The 18117-nt window shown below is 59.7% G+C and carries 19 protein-coding genes; 10 read left to right on the top strand and 9 right to left on the bottom strand.

Features of this window, described 5'->3' with window-relative positions:
• The first annotated feature begins 80 nt into the window (after nt 1-80).
• Nucleotides 81-689, top strand: a complete 609-nt coding sequence (locus AD663_RS05850) for a TetR/AcrR family transcriptional regulator (protein ID WP_003178805.1) — start codon at nt 81-83, stop codon at nt 687-689.
• A gap of 40 nt (nt 690-729) precedes the next feature.
• Here the strand turns inward: AD663_RS05850 and AD663_RS05845 are convergent, their stop codons facing one another.
• Complete coding sequence (locus AD663_RS05845; protein WP_053213459.1) at nt 730-1260, bottom strand: DUF1003 domain-containing protein; 531 nt, start codon at nt 1258-1260, stop codon at nt 730-732.
• Nucleotides 1261-1352: 92 nt separating this feature from the next.
• Complete coding sequence (locus tag AD663_RS05840) at nt 1353-2300, bottom strand: LysR family transcriptional regulator (protein ID WP_083455105.1); 948 nt, start codon at nt 2298-2300, stop codon at nt 1353-1355.
• Between the two features lie 14 nt (nt 2301-2314).
• Between AD663_RS05840 and AD663_RS05835 the strand changes: the two genes are divergently transcribed.
• Nucleotides 2315-3040: a CTP synthase gene (locus AD663_RS05835; protein WP_053213422.1), complete on the top strand. Its 726-nt coding sequence runs from the start codon at nt 2315-2317 to the stop codon at nt 3038-3040.
• A gap of 197 nt (nt 3041-3237) precedes the next feature.
• On the opposite strand, the gene AD663_RS05830 is transcribed toward AD663_RS05835, so the two are convergent.
• Complete coding sequence (locus AD663_RS05830; protein WP_003178797.1) at nt 3238-3564, bottom strand: DUF2025 family protein; 327 nt, start codon at nt 3562-3564, stop codon at nt 3238-3240.
• A 246-nt stretch (nt 3565-3810) separates the two neighbouring features.
• On the opposite strand from AD663_RS05830, the gene AD663_RS05825 reads away from it, so the two are divergent.
• The 3 genes from AD663_RS05825 (at nt 3811) to AD663_RS05815 (ending at nt 6599) form a co-directional block, all read left to right on the top strand.
• The gene (locus AD663_RS05825) at nt 3811-4938 is read left to right on the top strand and encodes a glycerophosphodiester phosphodiesterase (RefSeq protein ID WP_053213421.1); all 1128 of its coding nucleotides are present in this window, start codon (nt 3811-3813) and stop codon (nt 4936-4938) included.
• 148 nt (nt 4939-5086) lie between these two features.
• A complete protein-coding gene (locus AD663_RS05820; protein WP_003178793.1) occupies nt 5087-5392 on the top strand; it encodes a PepSY domain-containing protein in 306 nt (101 codons plus the stop codon).
• Nucleotides 5393-5576: 184 nt separating this feature from the next.
• A complete protein-coding gene (locus tag AD663_RS05815) occupies nt 5577-6599 on the top strand; it encodes a transporter (RefSeq protein ID WP_003178791.1) in 1023 nt (340 codons plus the stop codon).
• An 84-nt stretch (nt 6600-6683) separates the two neighbouring features.
• Here the strand turns inward: AD663_RS05815 and AD663_RS05810 are convergent, their stop codons facing one another.
• Nucleotides 6684-8309, bottom strand: coding sequence for a methyl-accepting chemotaxis protein (locus AD663_RS05810; protein WP_053213420.1), 1626 nt, complete (start codon nt 8307-8309; stop codon nt 6684-6686).
• Nucleotides 8310-8644: 335 nt separating this feature from the next.
• Between AD663_RS05810 and AD663_RS29040 the strand changes: the two genes are divergently transcribed.
• The 3 genes from AD663_RS29040 (at nt 8645) to AD663_RS05800 (ending at nt 10360) form a co-directional block, all read left to right on the top strand.
• Nucleotides 8645-8788 (top strand): hypothetical protein, encoded by a 144-nt coding sequence (locus AD663_RS29040; protein WP_003178787.1) that lies wholly within the window; start codon nt 8645-8647, stop codon nt 8786-8788.
• Between the two features lie 75 nt (nt 8789-8863).
• Nucleotides 8864-9058 (top strand): hypothetical protein, encoded by a 195-nt coding sequence (locus AD663_RS05805; RefSeq protein ID WP_003178786.1) that lies wholly within the window; start codon nt 8864-8866, stop codon nt 9056-9058.
• A 102-nt stretch (nt 9059-9160) separates the two neighbouring features.
• The gene (locus tag AD663_RS05800) at nt 9161-10360 is read left to right on the top strand and encodes an MFS transporter (RefSeq protein ID WP_003178785.1); all 1200 of its coding nucleotides are present in this window, start codon (nt 9161-9163) and stop codon (nt 10358-10360) included.
• On the opposite strand, the gene arfB is transcribed toward AD663_RS05800, so the two are convergent.
• Nucleotides 10357-10770, bottom strand: a complete 414-nt coding sequence (gene arfB, locus AD663_RS05795; protein ID WP_003178784.1) for an alternative ribosome rescue aminoacyl-tRNA hydrolase ArfB — start codon at nt 10768-10770, stop codon at nt 10357-10359. The genes AD663_RS05800 and arfB overlap by 4 nt on opposite strands.
• Before the next feature lie 221 nt (nt 10771-10991).
• Complete coding sequence (locus tag AD663_RS05790; protein WP_003178783.1) at nt 10992-12410, bottom strand: amino acid permease; 1419 nt, start codon at nt 12408-12410, stop codon at nt 10992-10994.
• A gap of 938 nt (nt 12411-13348) precedes the next feature.
• On the opposite strand from AD663_RS05790, the gene AD663_RS29035 reads away from it, so the two are divergent.
• On the top strand, nt 13349-13486 hold the full coding sequence (locus tag AD663_RS29035) for a hypothetical protein (protein ID WP_003178782.1): 138 nt from the start codon (nt 13349-13351) through the stop codon (nt 13484-13486).
• Nucleotides 13487-13569: 83 nt separating this feature from the next.
• The gene (locus AD663_RS05780) at nt 13570-14535 is read left to right on the top strand and encodes a hypothetical protein (RefSeq protein ID WP_003178781.1); all 966 of its coding nucleotides are present in this window, start codon (nt 13570-13572) and stop codon (nt 14533-14535) included.
• 277 nt (nt 14536-14812) lie between these two features.
• Here AD663_RS05780 and rluB read toward each other — a convergent pair whose 3' ends face one another.
• The 3 genes from rluB to AD663_RS05765 all read right to left on the bottom strand — a co-directional run bounded on the left by rluB (nt 14813) and on the right by AD663_RS05765 (nt 18042).
• Nucleotides 14813-16048 (bottom strand): 23S rRNA pseudouridine(2605) synthase RluB, encoded by a 1236-nt coding sequence (rluB, locus tag AD663_RS05775; protein ID WP_003178780.1) that lies wholly within the window; start codon nt 16046-16048, stop codon nt 14813-14815.
• Between the two features lie 306 nt (nt 16049-16354).
• On the bottom strand, nt 16355-17332 hold the full coding sequence (gene scpB / locus AD663_RS05770; protein ID WP_053213419.1) for an SMC-Scp complex subunit ScpB: 978 nt from the start codon (nt 17330-17332) through the stop codon (nt 16355-16357).
• A gap of 11 nt (nt 17333-17343) precedes the next feature.
• Nucleotides 17344-18042, bottom strand: coding sequence for a ScpA family protein (locus AD663_RS05765; RefSeq protein WP_165826070.1), 699 nt, complete (start codon nt 18040-18042; stop codon nt 17344-17346).
• Nucleotides 18043-18117 lie beyond the last annotated feature (75 nt).

Below are 18117 nucleotides of genomic sequence, written 5' to 3'. Positions count from 1 at the left end.
TGTAGTTTCTAGATTGCATGAATCCCGGGAGCAAGTAAACTGCCCAGTGCAAGTTCTCCTCTCTCAACCGACGAACGCCCATGACCGTACCGCAGCGCCTTACCGAACGAAAACGCGAAGCCATCCTTCAGGCCGCGATCGCCGAATTTCGTAGCAGCGGTTTCGAGATCACCAGCATGGACAAGATCGCAGCAACGGCCGGCGTATCGAAACGCACGGTGTACAACCATTTCCCCAGCAAGGAGGAGCTGTTTGCCGAGATTCTGAACCGGTTATGGAACAGCATTACGGCAGAACAAGACACTTCCTACGATTCAACAAAGCCGTTACGGGAACAGCTTCAAACGCTGCTTCAAGCCAAGTTGCACATGCTCGCTGATGAGAACTTCCTCGACCTGGCGCGCATCGCCATCGCCGCGACGATTCACTCTCCTGAACGAGCCCAGGACATGGTTGCGCGCATGGGCGAGCGAGAAGAAGGCCTGACGTCATGGATTCGCCTTGCCCAGGCCGATGGCCGGCTGAAACCGCTGGACCCGGCATTTGCCGCTCAACAGATGCATGGCTTGCTCAAGGCATTTGCTTTTTGGCCACAGATTTCCATGGGCCAGCCGAGCTTGTCCCTGGACCAGCAAACACAAGTGGTCGAATCAGCCTTGGATATGTTCCTGGCCTGTTACCAGGCCTGAACATCGCCTCGCACAGTCAAGCATTGGGACTGCTTGAGGATTACTGCGCCGGTGGGGCACTGACGAATTTCTGATGCATTTCCGTGGTCAAGCTATCGATACGTTCAGTCAACGCCTTGGTCATCTCTGTCAGGCGGGTGTTCTGTTCCAATAACTCAAGCAACTGCGCGGTGTTCTGAGCAGCTTGGGCCTGACGCTCACTGTTGGCGATGGCCAAGGCTTCACGATGCTGGGCATCGGCTTCGGCCTGGGCTTTGTCCCGGGCCGCCTGACGGGTTTGCGCCAGCAGGATCAACGGAGCGGCATAGGCCGATTGCAGGCTGAACGCCAGGTTAAGCAAAATGAACGGATAAGCATCGAAGTGCAAGACCCCCACCAAGTTCAGGCTTACCCATAACAGCACGATCAGCGTTTGCGCCCCCAGGAACATAGGCGTCCCGAAAAAACGCGCGAAAGCCTCCGCTCTCAGGGCGAAGCGGTCATTGCCGAACGTCGGGCCCAGATGAGCGTGGGGGCGATGAAAACGTAGATGGTCAACTGGAGCAGCGGTGGGTTGAGGCGATTTCGTCATCATGATGTTCTCGGCGGGGGTTGGAGCTCACAGCACTATAACCGTTGGCCGCTCATCCTCGATTAAACCGTGCGTACGCCGTTCGTTTAAGGTCAGCGCCAGCGCAGATTGCGCCCCAGCTCGTCGAACAAGGTCACCACCGAACGCAAGGCGCGGCAGTCCGGACGGGTCAGCAGCCAAAGCGCCGTGTCATACCCTGCCAACGGTTCGCCCAACGGAACCAGGCTCTGATGCTCGTCAATCAGGAAGTCCGGCAGCGCCGCAACCCCCAGGCCGGCCCGCACCAGCTCGGTGACCGAGAGCATGCTGTTGCAGCGATAGGCAGGCACGACGCCAGGAAGCTGTTGACGGCGCCAGGCCACGGTGGGGTGATCTGGAAGAAAATCATCCGGTGCTATCCAAGTCATGGAGGCCAGGTCTTGCTGTTGCATCGAGCGAAGGTAAGTGGCGCTGGCACAGACCCGGTACGCCACGTTGCCGAGGTTTCGACCGACCAGGTGTTCTGGCGGCGTACGGGTCAGCCGCAATGCGATGTCGGCGTCGCGGCGGCTGAGGTTGGCGAAGTCGTTCGAAGTGCTCAGTTCGAGGGTCAGCGCCGGATAGTTGGGCATGAACCGCGCCAGCGCAGGCAACAGCAATGCCTGCAGGACTGAGTCACTGCACGTCAGGCGTACCGTGCCGCTGATGACCTCACCGCCCTGCTCCACACCCACCCGCGCCGCCTCCAAGGCCTGCTCGGCGCGCTCGGCTTGTTCGGCCAATGTCTGGGCCAGACTCGTGGGCAAATACCCGGAACGGCTTTTTTCGAACAGAGGCTGACCCAGGGCCGCCTCAAGCCGGCGCACCGAGCGAAATACCGTGGACACGTCCACTTTCAGCAACCGCGAAGCCCGCGCCAGCGAGCCGCCACGGACAAGCGCCAGGATCAGGGAAAGATCGGGGTAGTCCAGACGATAGTGCGTCGATGCATTGATCACTTGGGGAAACGCCAATATTGATTGCGTGAGCGCCAATCTATAGTGGCAACCAGGAATCAACAAGCGGCGAGCCTCCCATGGAAAAACAGCATCCTTTGCACATTGCCTTGATCGGCGATTACGACCCACACATCACCGCCCACCGAGCGATCCCCATCGCACTGGAACTGGCCGGAAAACAAACCGGCCATGACATTCGTTTCCAGTGGGTGGCCACCGAGCTCATCGCCGACGACACGATGCTGAACGACTTCGATGGCGTCTGGTGTGTGCCGGGGAGCCCTTACCGAAACGAAGACGGCGCCTTGCGAGCCATTCGTTTTGCCCGCGAACAACGTCGCCCCTTCCTCGGCACGTGCGGCGGTTTTCAACACTCGGTACTGGAATATGCGCGCAATGTGATGGGCTGGGCCGATGCCGCCCATGGCGAAACCGCCCCCGACGCCGAACGGGCGCTGTTGACGCCGTTGAGCTGTGCCTTGATTGAAACCATCGACAGCCTCCGGTTCGAAGCAGATTCCCTGATTGCCAAAGCCTACGGACAGCAGACAGCTTTCGAGGGCTACCGCTGCCGATTCGGGGTCAATCCGGATTTCGAAAAGGATTTGCTGAGTGAACGCTTGCACGCCGTCTCCAGGGATTCGGCTGGCGATTTGCGAGCCGTGGAACTGCGCGACCATCCGTTCTTTGTCGCGACGCTGTTCCAGCCTGAGCGTGCTGCATTGGAAGGTCACGTACCGCCGCTAATCCAAGCATTCGTCGAAGCATGTGCCCATTCAATTCATAACATTCCTGTCAGCTAAAACAAAAACCTGTGGGAGCGAGCTTGCTCGCGATAGCGGTGGGTCAGTCAACATTGTTACCGACTGACAGTCCGCCTTCGCGAGCAAGCTCGCTCCCACATTTATTTCGGGCGCCTACCGATTCATTGTTCACCGCAAAGCCCAAGTGGGAGCAAGCTCACCCCCACAGGGCTTACATTTCAATTCAAGATTGCGGCTCAGCCTGCCACCAACTGCCGCACCGCCACGATTTCCGGCAGATCGCCGCGGGCCATGTAGACCCGCAGTGGTTCGCTGAGGTTGATGCGGTCGTCGATGTTCTGGTCCAGCAGCAACTGGATCCGCTCGCGCTTGAGGGCCATGGTGCCGTCTGCCGCGGGCGCCCAGACAAATTCGCTGGTGGGAATGATGCCGTCGTCGGCCACGTCCATGCCGAACGCGTCTTCGCTGAATCGCACAATGTATTGGCCGGTCTTGCGGTTCAGGCCAACGAAACCCTTGAGCTGGTCGGCGGCCTGACAGATGAATGTGGAGGTGGTGCGCATGGTAAACCTCATGAATGCGTCCTGCTGGACGTCCGGTCGATGGTTTACACACAGGGCATATGGAGCGATGGCTTCGCGTCTCCCTCTGCCGGGGAAACTGATGCGGCCAAGGGTACTGCAAAGCGACCCAAAAATGCGTGGGGAAAATCTGCTTTGCACATGTTTATGTCGGTATGGCGATAGCGCCAAAAGCGTTCAGTTGCTAAAAGATAGGTTTTGCAGAAAACCTACGAAAGGATCTCGAGCATGCCTGTTACTTTTACCCGCAGCGTCCTGATGCTGAGCCTGTTGCTCGGCTTCGGCCAGACACAAGCCTCGGAGGCGCCGAGCCCCAAGGTCCTGGCGACCCTCCAGGGCATTCCTCACCCAGCGGTCATCGCCCACCGTGGTGCCTCGTTCGACGCGCCGGAATCCACCGCCGCTTCCTACAAACTGGCCCGCGACTTGGGCGCGGATTATCTGGAACTGGACCTGCAACGCAGCAAGGACGGGGTACTGTTCGTGCTGCATGACGACAGCTTGCTGCGCACCACAGACGTCGCGATCAAATTCCCCGAGCGCAAGGACAGCACCGCCAACGCGTTCACCATGGCGGAACTCAAGACGCTCGACGCCGGCAGCTGGTTCAACACCGCCTACCCGGACCGCGCCCGTCCTTCGTTCGCGGGTCTGAAGATCCTCACTCTTGATGAAGTGATCGACATCGCCGAGGGCAACCCGCAGCAAAAACCGGGGCTGTACATCGAAACCAAGGAGCCGAAACTGTTCCCTGGCATCGAGCGCGATCTGAAGGACAAGCTGCAGGATCGCGGCTGGCTGAGCCCGTCCGGTTCCAAACTGGCCAAGCGCGCCACCGGGGTGGGCCAGGGCAAGGGCAAAGTTGTCTTGCAGACCTTTGAAAAAAGCAGCCTCGAATTGCTGCACAAAGAAATGCCGAAAGTGCCGAAGGTCCTGTTGTTGTGGGTCGGCGAAGGCAACATCGAACCCAAGTCCACGGTGCCTTTTGCCCAGTCCGGCGAAACCGACAAGGCGGCCTATTACGCCAAGCAGGAGCCCAAGGACAAGGCCGAGTTCGAAAAATGGGTCCAGTACGCCAAGGCCCAGGGCGCCATCGGCACCGGACCGTCCGCTGCGTTGACCCATGGCGGTAGCCAGAGCTACGCAGACTTGGTGCAACCGTGGATGAACCAATACACCCATGACCAAGGTTTGCTGGTGCATGTCTACACCGTGGATGAAGCGGTGGACTTCAAGAAAGTGATGGATGCCGGCGTCGATGGCATTTTCACCAACCGCGCCAGCGAACTGCTTAAATACTTCAAGCGCCCCGAAACTGGCAGCGTGGCGCAGCTGTTGGAGAAAAGCGGTTACTGACCCGAATACGCCCATGGGACTACGGTTTTATTTCCATGGGCTTATCCCGCGTTTCAAAAGTTTTCCGAATTAAGGGTGAGTTAAGTTGCCAGAGATAATCTGAACCCACTTGAACGACTCACCCTTAATGACACCAAGGAAAGAACTTATGAAAACGTTGACTGCCCTGTTCGCCGCTGCTGCCCTGACCCTCACCGCCGGCCTTGCCCAAGCGGATGTGCGGATCGACCAGATCCCTCAGTTGGTCAAGGATGGCAAGATCAAGTCCCTCGAATCGATGAACGAAGAAGCCCTGAAGTTGCACCCGGGCGCGACCATCACCGACACTGACCTGGACAATCACTTCAATGGCTATGAGTACGAAGTGGAACTGAAAACCGCTGACGGCAAAGAGTTTGATGTGGACTTCGATGCGACCACCGGCAAAGTCCTGAGCAACAAGCAAGACACTTGATCTAAAGCAAAACATAAAGAGCCGCGCAACTTTCGAGTTACGCGGCTCTTTTGCGTGCGCGGTGTAAATCTTTACCGGTCTGGCAAGGCAACCCAAGCTGTCACAAAAGCATCAAGAAAGCTTGCGATGATGCCATTCAAGTGAACCTGTCGCCGCCACAGGCACTTCCCGCCAGCGAGACCTCATGAACCACAGCATCGATCAAAGTCACCGCGATCCGGATCTGTTCGGCCTGCTTTACGGCTTTCGTTTCCGTCCTGGCGAACGCGGACGGGAAATCGATTCGGCCCAAGCCCTGCAAAGCCTGGAACAACCGCAAAATGAAGATGAGTTTCTCTGGCTGCACCTGAACCTGGCCCACGCGGCGTGCGAGCGCTGGATGAAAAGTCATCTGGCCTTGCCCGAGGATTTTTTCGAAGCCTTGCACGAAGGCTCGCGCTCGACCCGCATCGAACATGTGGACTCAGCGCTGTTGGCCGTGGTGAACGATGTCGTGTTCAACCTCAGCAACCTCGTCTCTTCGGATGTCTCCACCTTGTGGGTGTGCGTGCGCAGTCGATTGATCGTCAGCGCGCGGTTGCAGCCCCTGCACTCGGTCGACAAGCTGCGCTCATCGGTCAAGGCCGGCGAATGCTTTCGCTCACCACTGGAACTGCTCGTGCATCTGTTGCGCGACCAAGGCGAAGTGCTGACCCAGATCGTGCGCAAGACCAGCCTGAGCGTCGATCAGATCGAAGACCAATTGCTGTCTTCGCGATTGTCGACCAATCGCAGCGAATTGGGCAGCCAACGCCGGGTGCTGGTGCGCCTGCAACGGCTGCTGGCCCTGGAACCTGGATCGTTGCTGCGCCTGCTCAATCGTCCACCGCAGTGGTTGCAAAAGGAAGACGTCAAGGAGTTGCGCAAATCCACCGAGGAGTTCGCGCTGATCATCAACGACCTCACCGCCCTGGGTGAACGGATCAAACTGTTGCAGGAAGAAATAGCCGCCAACCTCAATGAACAAAGCAACCGCACCCTGTTCACCCTGACGGTGGTCACAGTGCTGGCATTGCCCATCAACATCATTGCCGGTTTCTTTGGCATGAACGTCGGCGGCGTGCCACTGGCCGGTGATCCCGAGGGTTTCTGGATCCTCGTGGCACTGGTGGCGACCTTCACGCTGATTGCCGGGCGATGGGCGTTCCGCAAGCGGCGTGATTATTGAGGTCGACCCTCTAGCCCCTAGCTCATCATGGGTTTTGTGGCGAGGGAGCTTGCTCCCTCGCCACAGGTCAGCAAATGTATGAGATCAAGCACTCAACCGCGCCGTTACTTCGTTCAACTGGCCCGACAGGCCATGCAGATTACGACCAGCGGCCTCGGTGCGCTGGACGTTGTCCAGGTTGGTGCTGGCGATGCTGGTGATTTCAGTGAGGTTGCGCGAAATGTCCTCGGCCACGGAGGTCTGTTCTTCCGCCGCAGTAGCGATCTGGCGGTTCATGTCGCGAATCGCTTCGACGGCCTGGGTGATGCGTTCGAGCATGGCGCCGGCCTGGGTCACCTGTTCCACGCTTTCTTCACTGCGCGACTGCCCGCTCTCGATAGCCTGGGCCGCGTCCACAGCGCCGGTTTGCACGGTCTGGATAATCTGATTGATCTCAATGATGGACGACGCCGTGCGCTGGGCCAGGCTGCGGACTTCATCGGCGACTACCGCAAAACCGCGTCCAGCCTCACCGGCGCGCGCTGCTTCGATGGCGGCGTTGAGAGCCAGCAGGTTGGTCTGTTCGGCGATCCCTCGAATCACCTCAAGCACCTTGCCGATGCGACCGCTGTCGGTTTCCAACTGGCGAATAACCGTGGCCGTGTTGGCGATTTCACCGCGCATGCGCGTGATGGTGTGAATGGTCCCTTGCATGACCTTCTCGCCCTGCTGCGCCGAATGATCGGCATCGTCGGCCGCCCGCGCCGCATCGGCGGCGTGACGGGCAACTTCCTGGGCGGTGGCGGACATTTCGTTCATCGCGGTCGCCACCTGGTCGGTGCGTTCGAATTGCTCATTGGTGCCATGGCTCATCAGGCCGGCGATGGCGTTGAGCTCGCCACTGGCGCTGTTCAGCTCAGTGGCACTGCGTTGCAGGCGAGTAAAGGTTTCGGCGAGGAAATCACGCAAGGTGTTGGCTGCCAGCGCCAGGTCACCCAATTCGTCCTGACGGCTGCTGACCACCCGCTCGGCAAAACGACCGCGACTCAGTTGGGTCACGTATTCGATCAGGCTACGGATGGGCTGCACCAGGCTACGGTTGACCAGCCACAGGCTGAACAGTCCGATGAGCAGGCTCGAAACCAGCATCACCACGGCACCGAGCAGGATCGTGCGTTCGGCCCCCGCGCTGATCGATACCGACTGCTCGGCCCCAAGCTTGTGCAGGTCGATTACCAGTTCGCTCATTTGCTCACTGGCCGCGCGGTCCACACCTTTTACTGCCGCATCGCCCGCTGCCGCATCGCTACCCGCCGCGACAAACGCATCACGTCCCTTCTGATAGGCTGCGCCCAACTGCCGATGCTCGTCACGCAGGCGCTCGATGCGCGCCTTGATCGGCGCCGGAACGCCTGCATGCCCGGTCAATTCGCCCAGAAGCGCCTGGACATCGTGCTGGCGGTCTTCGAATTGCTTCCAATATTTATCCAATTCCGCCGGCTGCTTGCCGCGCAACAGCACGTTTTTCCATTCCTGGACCTGCACCTTGAATTGCAGGTTGGCCTCGTCGATCAGCTGCGAAGCGCGCAACGGGCCGTCGATCAAGTTGCGGTAGTTCTGGACACCGTCGGAAAGGAAATGAAAGGACGCCAGGGCGATCAGCAACATTGCCAGCAGGCTGCCGCTCAGCAGAGCGAGAATCTGGGTTTTCAAGGACTTTTGTAGAAACATGAAGGGCGATCTCAGGGTACGAAAAAGGGCCAGGTTCAGAGAGCGACACGTCCCGACCTCCATGTCCGCGGTACGCGGCGTCGCAACCGAATGCGAGGGGATATGCCTGGGCTATCGGCCCGTAATCCGCGGTCTTGAGCGTTTCCGACCATCGGTCGAGAAAGCGAATCGCTGGTTATCAGACCTCTAAATGGACGTACCTGTGCAGACAACCCCATCTGTCGGCGCAACGGAAATTAATCGTCTATTTGTCATTTTCCCTGCTGTATCCTGCCCAGGCTTTGTAAAAGCGCGGATCTACCCGATCGATCAACAGACTTTGCGAGGAGCGCGATATGCACGAGATCCCTAATCTCCCCTTCCCAAGCCTGCACGACACTGAGCAGACGACCACGCTACAAGCCGGGGGGCAACCAGACGCCCAGCAACCCGAGCCGAAAGAAGCCACTGAACGCCGCCAGGCCGACAACGAAGACTGATACACCCGCATCACCAGACCGTGTGGAAAGCGCTAAGATGCGCTTTCCACACTGCCTGAATCCCGAGCCCCTACCATGACCGATGACCGCGACACCTTCAGCGAAGCCCAAGCCAGCGTGCTGATCGGCACCGCCGAAAAAATGGTCGAGATCTGGACACGCCTCTCCCCTGAGAAACAAGCCGCCCTGCTGGCCCGTTTCGGCACCGAAGAAAATGCCCTCGCCGCGCTGGTCACCACGCAACTGGTCGGCCAACGGCCCGACAGCTGAAAAACCGCTGGGCAAATAGTTTTACTTTTACCTCCGCTGACAGCACGCTCGCCGCTATCATAAGCAGCCTATCTATCCTGCTGCTCCGTGGACCCTTTCCCCATGTCAGATTCCCCGCGCGCCTTGGCGGTCACGCTGCAAGTCGTCTCCATCGTCCTGTTCACCTTCATCGGCTACCTGAACATCGGCATTCCCCTGGCAGTGTTGCCAGGCTACGTCCACAGCGAACTGGGTTTCGGCGCGGTGATGGCCGGGCTGGTGATCAGCGTGCAATACCTGGCCACCCTCCTCAGTCGGCCCTATGCAGGACGAATCATCGATAACCAGGGAAGCAAGCGCGCGGTCATGATCGGTCTCGCCGGCTGCGGGCTGAGCGGTGTGTTCATGCTGGTATCGGTCTGGACGCCGCATTTGCCCACGTTCAGCCTGATCAGCCTGTTGATCGGTCGCCTGGTGCTGGGCAGTGCGGAAAGCCTGGTGGGTTCGGGGTCGATTGGCTGGGGCATCGGCCGAGTGGGTGCGGCCAATACCGCCAAAGTGATTTCCTGGAACGGTATCGCCAGTTACGGCGCGCTGGCGATCGGTGCGCCATTGGGGGTGTGGCTGGTCAATAGCCTGGGGCTGTGGAGCATGGGCGTCAGCATTATCTTGCTGGGTTTGCTGGGTTTGGCACTGGCCTGGCGCAAGACTGCCGCGCCCATCGTCGTCGGCGAGCGTCTGCCGTTCATGCACGTGCTGGGGCGTGTTCTGCCGCACGGCTGCGGCCTGGCCTTGGGCTCCATCGGGTTTGGCACCATCGCCACCTTCATCACCCTGTATTACGCCACCCAGCACTGGGACAACGCGGTGTTATGCCTGAGCTTGTTTGGCGCCAGCTTCATCGGTGCGCGCTTGTTGTTCGGCAACCTGATCAACCGTCTGGGTGGTTTTCGCGTGGCGATTGCCTGCCTATCGGTGGAAACCCTGGGCCTGTTGCTGCTGTGGCTCGCCCCGGATGCCCACTGGGCCTTGGCAGGCGCGGCATTGAGCGGCTTCGGATTTTCCCTGGTGTTCCCGGCCTTGGGCGTGGAGGCGGTCAACCTGGTGCCGGCTTCCAGCCGTGGAGCCGCGGTAGGCGCCTATTCGCTGTTCATTGACTTATCCCTGGGGATTACCGGCCCCTTGGCTGGAGCGATTGCCGCAGGCTTCGGCTTTGCCTCGATTTTTCTGTTCGCGGCCCTGGCGGCCCTCGGCGGACTGGCGCTGAGCGTCTATCTGTACCGGCAGGCGCCGAGGTATCGCGAGGAACGGGAGAGAAGCTAGAAATCCACCTTGCCGCGCCCGGCCTTGATCGAGCCGCGCTTGGTCTTGGATTCCAGGCGGCGTTTTTTCGAACCCAGGGTCGGCTTGGTCGGGCGACGTTTCTTTTCAACCTTGGTGGCGCTCAGGATCAGTTCGGTCAGGCGCTCCAGGGCATCGGCGCGATTCTGTTCCTGGGTGCGATACTGCTGGGCCTTGATGATCAATACACCGTCGCTGGTGATGCGACTGTCACGCAGGGCCAGCAAGCGTTCCTTGTAGAACTCGGGCAAGGACGAGGCCGGGATGTCGAAACGCAGGTGCACGGCGCTGGACACCTTGTTGACGTTTTGCCCACCGGCCCCCTGGGCACGGATGGCTGTCAGCTCGATCTCGGCGTCCGGGATGTGCTCAGTGTTGGAAATCGCCAGCATGGGAAAGGGTCCGAAATCAGGCTCCACAGAATACCGCGAATCCCCAGGGCGACGCGTAACTCCTGTGGGAGCAGGCTTGCTCGCGAAAGCGGTGGGTCAATTTTGATGATGTTGGATGTGCCACCGGCTTCGCGAGCAAGCCCGCTCCCACAGGGGTTGGGGTCTTGCCTGAAACAACAAACCCGGCACTTGGCCGGGTTTGTTGTTTCTTTCAGGACTGCTTACTTGGCAGCAGCCGCCACAGCCAGCTCATGCCGGGCACTGCGCTTGTCCTTGATCAGGTAGCACACCCACATGAACACCAACCACACCGGAATCGCATACACCGAGATCTGGATGCCGGGGATCAGCAACATCACACCCAGGATGAACACCACGAACGCCAGGCAGACGTAGTTGCCATACGGATACCACAGCGCCTTGAACAACGGCGTCTGGCGGGTCTGGTTCATGTGCTGGCGGAACTTGAAGTGCGAGTAGCTGATCATCGCCCAGTTGATTACCAGGGTCGCGACCACCAGCGACATCAGCAGCTCCAGCGCATGCTGCGGGATCAGGTAGTTCAGCAGCACCGCCACCAACGTCACGGCAGCCGAAGCGAGGATTGAACGCACCGGCACGCCACGCTTGTCGATCTTGGCCAGAACCTTGGGCGCATCGCCCTGCTCGGCCATGCCCAGCAGCATGCGGCTGTTGCAGTAAGTACCGCTGTTGTACACCGACAGCGCCGCCGTCAACACCACGAAGTTGAGGATATGCGCCGCCGTGTTGCTGCCCAGCATCGAGAACACTTGCACGAACGGGCTGCCGCTGTAGGCATCGCCGGAGGCGTTGAGGGTGGTCAGCAGACTGTCCCAAGGCGTCAGGGACAACAGCACCACCAAGGCGCCGATGTAGAAAATCAGGATCCGGTAGATCACTTGATTGATGGCCTTGGGGATCACGGTTTTCGGTTTGTCGGCCTCGGCGGCGGTGAAACCGAGCATTTCCAGGCCACCGAAGGAGAACATGATGATCGCCATGGCCATCACCAGGCCGCTCACGCCGTTGGGGAAGAACCCGCCGTGGGACCACAGGTTGGTCACTGAGGCTTGCGGGCCGCCGTGACCGCTGACCAGCAGGTAGCTGCCCAACGCGATCATGCCGACGATCGCCACCACCTTGATGATCGCGAACCAGAACTCGGCCTCACCGAAAACTTTGACGTTGGCCAGGTTGATGGCGTTGATCAGGATGAAAAACGCCGCCGCCGATACCCAGGTCGGGATGTCCGGGGCCCAGTAATGGATGTACTTGCCAACCGCAGTCAGCTCGGACATGCCCACCAGAATGTAGAGAATCCAGCAGTTCCAACCCGACAGGAATCCGGCGAAACCGCCCCAGTACTTGTGGGCAAAATGACTGAAGGAACCGGCCACCGGCTCTTCGACGATCATTTCACCCAACTGGCGCATGATCATGAAGGCGATGAAGCCGCAAATGGCGTAGCCGAGGATCATCGACGGGCCGGCTGACTTCAGCACTCCCGCCGAGCCCAGGAACAGCCCGGTGCCGATCGCGCCGCCGAGGGCGATCAGTTGGATGTGGCGATTTTTCAGGCCGCGCTTCAGCTCGCCTGAATGCGAGTTTTGTCCACTCATGAAAAGGGTCTCACGCAAGGTTTGATGATGTTCGTTAGACGTTGCCGCTCGAATCGGATCTCAAGCAGCGCCGATCAAACCCCAGCGCAGGCACCAAGAATTCAGCGTTGTTTCAACAGTCATGCGTCACCTGTTTGTTTTTATCTGTGACGAAATCGAACCCGACACGCTTGTGACGTGGCGGAGTGAACAAGGTGGATAACCTTGAAAGTGCGTGGGAACGCGAAGGGTCACAGTAAAACGCGGCGCATTGTACACCGCCGACCCCCTGCTGCCAGACACCACCGGATCAGCGTGTCGTTTGCCGGGATTGCACGGGGCCGCCTCGAGCGTCTCGGGCGACTGCAAAAATGCGTCCAGGCCCTTGCGAGCCCTTGAAGGGTGTGGCGCGAAAAACGCCACGACGGGAGAAATGCGGTTGAGCTGCGGCGTTCATTGCGCCTCCTTCTTGTTATTCACCTGCACGACAGGCATGGAGCGCATCTGACCCTCCCCGCGTGTTTGAAACAAGCAGGCCAGAGCCTGCAATGAACCGCTGGGGCGGCGTCTGCGGAAGCTTTTTCTTACAACTCCCTGAGGCTGCCGCTGCGGCCTTCACAACCGGGTCCGGACGTCAGCATTTCTTTACAACCCGTAAGGAATTCTTGCCGAGTAGGAATATTCCGTCGGCTGCCTGCAAATTGACGGTAGGTAGCTACCTAATAAATAAACGCCCCAGACAGCTGTTTTTGAATGAGTAATGTTCGCCTTTCAATTTGGAATAAAAAGTTCATTCAAAAAAAATAAAATTATTTTTTGCAATCCAAAAATCCCTCGACTAGGTTTTCAGCGACTTGCCAAGGCATCGTGCCGACAAGTTTTGCGGTGCCGGTTCTGTGTAGTTTTTGCTCGCCGGATCGGCCCGCGTTTTCCGTAAAAAGTCCTCTAGGAGATTCACTATGCAAGCACTGGACAAAGACTTGGAAACCGAACTGCAACTGGACGAATGGTTTGAAGCGCCAACCCATGAAGCCGCTGTCGAAATGATGCAAGCCGATGCGGTCGTTCCGTTCGGCACGGCGATGTGGCCTCTGTAAGCGATACCCGGCGGAGCTGATCCGGCCGGTCGGCTCCGCCACTTTTGCAGGGACGTCAAATCAATCGTCAGGGAAGAATAAGCATGGACACACAACGAGCCATCTCACATTTCCTTTACTACCTCGAACACCACCCCGCCCTGGCCGGCATCCAGCCCGCCAAGGTGCTGCTCGGCCATACGGCAGACTACGAAGCGTTGGCCGGCGCCATCGCCGAACAGGCTGGCAGCGGCTCGCCCTTCCGGTTCAGCGCGATGCGCCTGGATATTGAATCCACCGAGCGCCTGTCCAAGGCGATTGCCGACAGCGATCTGTACATTTTCTTCTACGACTCATCCACTCTGCCCAACCCACGCCCGGACGGCCCGGACTTTGTCCGTGCGCTGCAAGGCGTCATGGCCGACAACTGGAAGAAATCGCTGCTGTTCAAGGACTACGGCGATTATTTCTACGACACCTTCAGCGTCATTCCCCAGCGTATCGCCGGGCTCAACAGCCATCTGATCCGGCGCATGTCCCAAGCGACTACCTTGAGTTTCGAGGATGACCACGGCTCGTATTTCGACACGGCTCTGAACAGCGTCAAGAAATGGACCGATATCAACGGTGTTGGCAATTACGACCTGGCCCCCGGGGAAATCGCCACCCACAGCGACACCATCAATGGCCGGGTGAAATTTGTCGGCACCTTCCTCAGCACTATTCCGTTCGCGCGCAAATACGGCGTGCTGCAATCGCCCCTGGAATTGTGGATCGAAGATTCGACCATCCAGAAAATCGCCACGGACGTGCCAGGCCTGGAACACGACTTCAACAAATACCTGGACGCCAATCCGTCCAATCGACGCATCGAGGAGCTGGGCATCGGCACCAACGAAGGGGTCAAGAGCCTGTACGCCCGCAATGCCGGTTTCGAGGAGCGCCATTGCGGCCTGCACCTCGGGCTCGGTGGCGGGGCCAAGGGCAGCCATCACCTGGATCTGATTTTCGAAAGCGGTGTGCTGGCGCTGGATAACCAACCGATGTTCGATGGGCGGTTTGTGCTTTAGGGGCAGTTGCAAGCGGCGAGCTTCGAGCGACAAGGAAGAGCGGGCAGTCTCTGGATGGTGGTGAGGCTGCTGGCCTCTTCGCGAGCAAGCTCGCTCCCACAATTGATCTTCGGTGAATGGAAGATTTGCGAGCAACTGCGCCCCACTGTGGGAGCGAGCTTGCTCGCGATAGCGGACGCACCGGCACCCAATCAATAAAGCCAGGGCAAAAAAAAAACGCCAACCCGAAGATTGGCGTTTTTTTCTTGCAGCTTGCAGCTAGAAGCCCACAGCTGCCTTACTCAGGCTTGCGACGCCCAAACCCAGGACGCTGTCCGGAGCCTGCCGGCGCGCCGCGGCGTTTGCCCGATGGCGCGTCGCGATCGGCCAACACGATACCTGGGCGTTTCTTCGGCGCCGGCTTGGCCGGACGCTTGGTGTCGGCCGGACGATCGGCAACTGGCGTACCACGGCCAGCAGGAGCACCACGGCCCTCACCGCGTTCGGTGCGACCGTTGGCTGGGCGTGGCGTGCGTGGACCGCGCTCGCCGTCCTGGCGTGGCGCAGGCTTGCGGGCCGGGCGCTCGCCTTCGATCTGTGGCTCGCGGGAAGGACGCGGGCCGGTCGCAACGCCTTCAGCGGCAGGACGCAGCGTACGTACCCGCTCGGTCTTGCCCATCGGACGCGAGGATTTACGCTGCATCCGCTCCAGCTTGTCCTTGCTCTTGGCGGTCATCTGCGGCATCGCCACCGGCTTGAGGCCTACTTCAGCCGCCAGGATGTCGACTTCGTACTGGCTCATTTCGCGCCAGCGGCCCATCGGCAAATCGGAGTTGAGGAACACCGGACCGAAACGCACGCGCTTCAGACGGCTGACCACCAGCCCCTGGGATTCCCACAGGCGACGCACTTCACGGTTACGACCTTCCATCACCACGCAGTGGTACCAATGGTTGAAGCCTTCACCGCCCGGCGCCTGCTTGATGTCGGTGAAACGCGCCGGGCCGTCTTCCAGGACCACGCCAGCCTTCAGCCGCTCGATCATCTCGTCATCGACTTCGCCACGTACACGCACGGCGTATTCGCGGTCCATTTCGTAGGACGGGTGCATCAGGCGGTTGGCCAGTTCACCGTCGGTGGTGAACATCAGCAAGCCGGTGGTGTTGATGTCCAGGCGACCGATATTGATCCAGCGGCCTTCTTTAGGACGCGGCATCTTGTCGAACACGGTCGGACGGCCTTCCGGGTCGTCGCGGGTGCAGATCTCGCCGTCGGGCTTGTTGTACATGATCACGCGGCGCACCGTTTCGGCGGCCTCTTCGCGCTTGATCACCTTGCCATCGATGGTGATGGCGTCGTGCATGTCGACACGCAGGCCCAAGGTGGCATCTTTACCGTTGACCTTGATGCGGCCCTGGGTGATCCAGGCTTCCACGTCGCGGCGCGAACCGACGCCGATCCGGGCGAGGACTTTTTGCAGTTTCTCGCCTGCTGGGCCGATTTCCTGGCTGTCGTTCTGGTCTAGGTCTTTCATTCTGGGCACCTCCCGGTGTGGTCGGGTCAGGCTTGGCCTGACGCTTTGGAAACAGGTCTGTGGCGAAGGGATCGCCAAAGGGTCGCGAATCATACGCCCGTTGAGGCGTTTGCGCATCAGAGACTAGCTGATGGATGCTGGCCCAGCGCTTTTTCCGCCGACCGGTGGTGCCCTGCTGTACCACATTACTCATGTGGGAGCGGGCTTGCTCGCGAAGAGGGCGTGTCAGGTTAATAGATGCTGGCCGACCCACCGCCTTCGCGAGCAAGCCCGCTCCCACAGGGGAATGACGGTGTATCAGTCAACTCAATCGTCGAACTGGCGCCGTTCGTTTTCGATCGCTTCAGCCAATGCACGAGCCTCGGCTTCTTCGTCGCTCAGTTCGGGTTCCGGCGGCTGGAGGGCGGCGACGGCGGCCAGCAGTTTTTCCCGGGCTTCGGCCACGCCGAGGATATCTTCTTCCGGTTCGGGCTCTGGCTCTGGCTCTGGCTCTGGCTCTGGCTCTGGCTCTGGCTCAGGTTCCACCTTGCTTTCAGGCTCCGGCAACTCATCCGTCTCCCCCTCAGGCCCCTCGCGCAGCAGGTCGTCGAAATCGGTCTTCAAGCCCTCCTCCATGGTGTCCAACTCCAGCAACAACGAGTGGAAACTGGTTTCTTCCTTGGGTTCCTCGGGCTCGGCGCTGGCGTCGGCCAGTTCCTGGAGGCCTTGGGGCACCGGGGCGTCGTCGAACTCCAGCATCGGCTCGGGCTCCAGCTCCCGCAGCTCGGCCAGGGGCGGCAGGTCATCGAGATTCTTCAGGTTGAAGTGGTCGAGGAAGGCCTTGGTGGTGGCGAACATTGCCGGTTTACCCGGCACGTCGCGATAACCGACGACGCGAATCCACTCACGCTCCAGCAGCGTCTTGACGATATGACTGTTGACCGCCACGCCGCGCACGTCCTCGATCTCACCGCGGGTGATCGGCTGGCGATAAGCGATCAATGCCATGGTTTCGAGCATGGCGCGGGAATAGCGCTGGGGCCGTTCCTCCCACAGGCGCCCGACCCAGGGGGCGAATTTTTCGCGGATCTGCAGGCGATAACCGGAAGCCACTTCCTTGAGCTCGAAAGCTCGCCCTTCGCAGGACTTCCCCAACAGCGTCAGGGCTTTCTTGAACACGGCCGGCTCAGGCCGCTCGCCCTCTTCGAAGAGTTCGAACAATCGTTCCATCGATTGCGGTTTTCCGGAAGCCAACAGGAAAGCTTCAAGCAAGGGTGCCAGCTCGCGGGGTTCAGTCAGATTCATTGATTTGCTCGTTATTCGGCTCGTGCCCGCACGTGGATCGCTGCGAACGGCTCATTCTGCACCAGCTCGACCAAGGATTCCTTGACCAGTTCCAGGACCGCCATAAACGTCACCACCACACCCAAGCGCCCCTCTTCGGCGGTGAACAGCTCGACGAAGGGCACGAAACCGCCGCCTTTGAGCCGTTCCAGCACATCGCTCATGCGCTCGCGGGTGGACAGCGCTTCGCGGCTGACCTGGTGACTTTCAAACATGTCGCCCCGGCGCAGGACCTCGGCCATGGACATCAGCAATTCTTCCAGGCTCACATCGGGCAGCAATTTGCGCGCCCGCGCTTCGGGCGCATCGAGCTTGGGCACCACCACATCGCGCCCGACCCGGTTCAAGCCATCAAGGCCTTCGGCCGCGACCTTGAAGCGCTCGTATTCCTGCAAGCGGCGGATCAGTTCGGCGCGCGGGTCGTCTTCTTCCGCTTCGACTTCCGCCGAGCGCGGCAGCAACATGCGTGACTTGATCTCGGCGAGCATGGCCGCCATCACCAGGTATTCGGCCGCCAGCTCCAGGCGCACCGACTGCATCAGCTCGACGTAACCCATGTACTGGCGAGTGATTTCCGCCACCGGAATGTCGAGGATGTTGATGTTCTGTTTGCGGATCAGGTACAGCAGCAGGTCGAGCGGCCCTTCGAAGGCTTCAAGGAATACCTCCAGCGCATCCGGTGGGATGTAAAGGTCCAGGGGCATTTCCATGACCGCCTGGCCATAGACCATGGCGAACGGCAGCTC

Source organism: Pseudomonas sp. Q12-87 (genome assembly GCF_001269755.1).
GTDB classification, from domain to species: domain Bacteria; phylum Pseudomonadota; class Gammaproteobacteria; order Pseudomonadales; family Pseudomonadaceae; genus Aquipseudomonas; species Aquipseudomonas fluorescens_S.
This window is presented reverse-complemented; position numbering and strand designations above follow the sequence as displayed.

Coding starts and splice junctions, on each gene's coding strand:
- AD663_RS05850 (WP_003178805.1), top strand. CDS start 81: ATGACCGTACCGCAGCGCCTTACCGAACGAAAACGCGAAGCCATCCTT.
- AD663_RS05845 (WP_053213459.1), bottom strand. CDS start 1,260: ATGACGAAATCGCCTCAACCCACCGCTGCTCCAGTTGACCATCTACGT.
- AD663_RS05835 (WP_053213422.1), top strand. CDS start 2,315: ATGGAAAAACAGCATCCTTTGCACATTGCCTTGATCGGCGATTACGAC.
- AD663_RS05830 (WP_003178797.1), bottom strand. CDS start 3,564: ATGCGCACCACCTCCACATTCATCTGTCAGGCCGCCGACCAGCTCAAG.
- AD663_RS05825 (WP_053213421.1), top strand. CDS start 3,811: ATGCCTGTTACTTTTACCCGCAGCGTCCTGATGCTGAGCCTGTTGCTC.
- AD663_RS05820 (WP_003178793.1), top strand. CDS start 5,087: ATGAAAACGTTGACTGCCCTGTTCGCCGCTGCTGCCCTGACCCTCACC.
- AD663_RS05815 (WP_003178791.1), top strand. CDS start 5,577: ATGAACCACAGCATCGATCAAAGTCACCGCGATCCGGATCTGTTCGGC.
- AD663_RS05810 (WP_053213420.1), bottom strand. CDS start 8,309: ATGTTTCTACAAAAGTCCTTGAAAACCCAGATTCTCGCTCTGCTGAGC.
- AD663_RS29040 (WP_003178787.1), top strand. CDS start 8,645: ATGCACGAGATCCCTAATCTCCCCTTCCCAAGCCTGCACGACACTGAG.
- AD663_RS05805 (WP_003178786.1), top strand. CDS start 8,864: ATGACCGATGACCGCGACACCTTCAGCGAAGCCCAAGCCAGCGTGCTG.
- AD663_RS05800 (WP_003178785.1), top strand. CDS start 9,161: ATGTCAGATTCCCCGCGCGCCTTGGCGGTCACGCTGCAAGTCGTCTCC.
- arfB (WP_003178784.1), bottom strand. CDS start 10,770: ATGCTGGCGATTTCCAACACTGAGCACATCCCGGACGCCGAGATCGAG.
- AD663_RS05790 (WP_003178783.1), bottom strand. CDS start 12,410: ATGAGTGGACAAAACTCGCATTCAGGCGAGCTGAAGCGCGGCCTGAAA.
- AD663_RS29035 (WP_003178782.1), top strand. CDS start 13,349: ATGCAAGCACTGGACAAAGACTTGGAAACCGAACTGCAACTGGACGAA.
- AD663_RS05780 (WP_003178781.1), top strand. CDS start 13,570: ATGGACACACAACGAGCCATCTCACATTTCCTTTACTACCTCGAACAC.
- rluB (WP_003178780.1), bottom strand. CDS start 16,048: ATGAAAGACCTAGACCAGAACGACAGCCAGGAAATCGGCCCAGCAGGC.
- scpB (WP_053213419.1), bottom strand. CDS start 17,332: ATGAATCTGACTGAACCCCGCGAGCTGGCACCCTTGCTTGAAGCTTTC.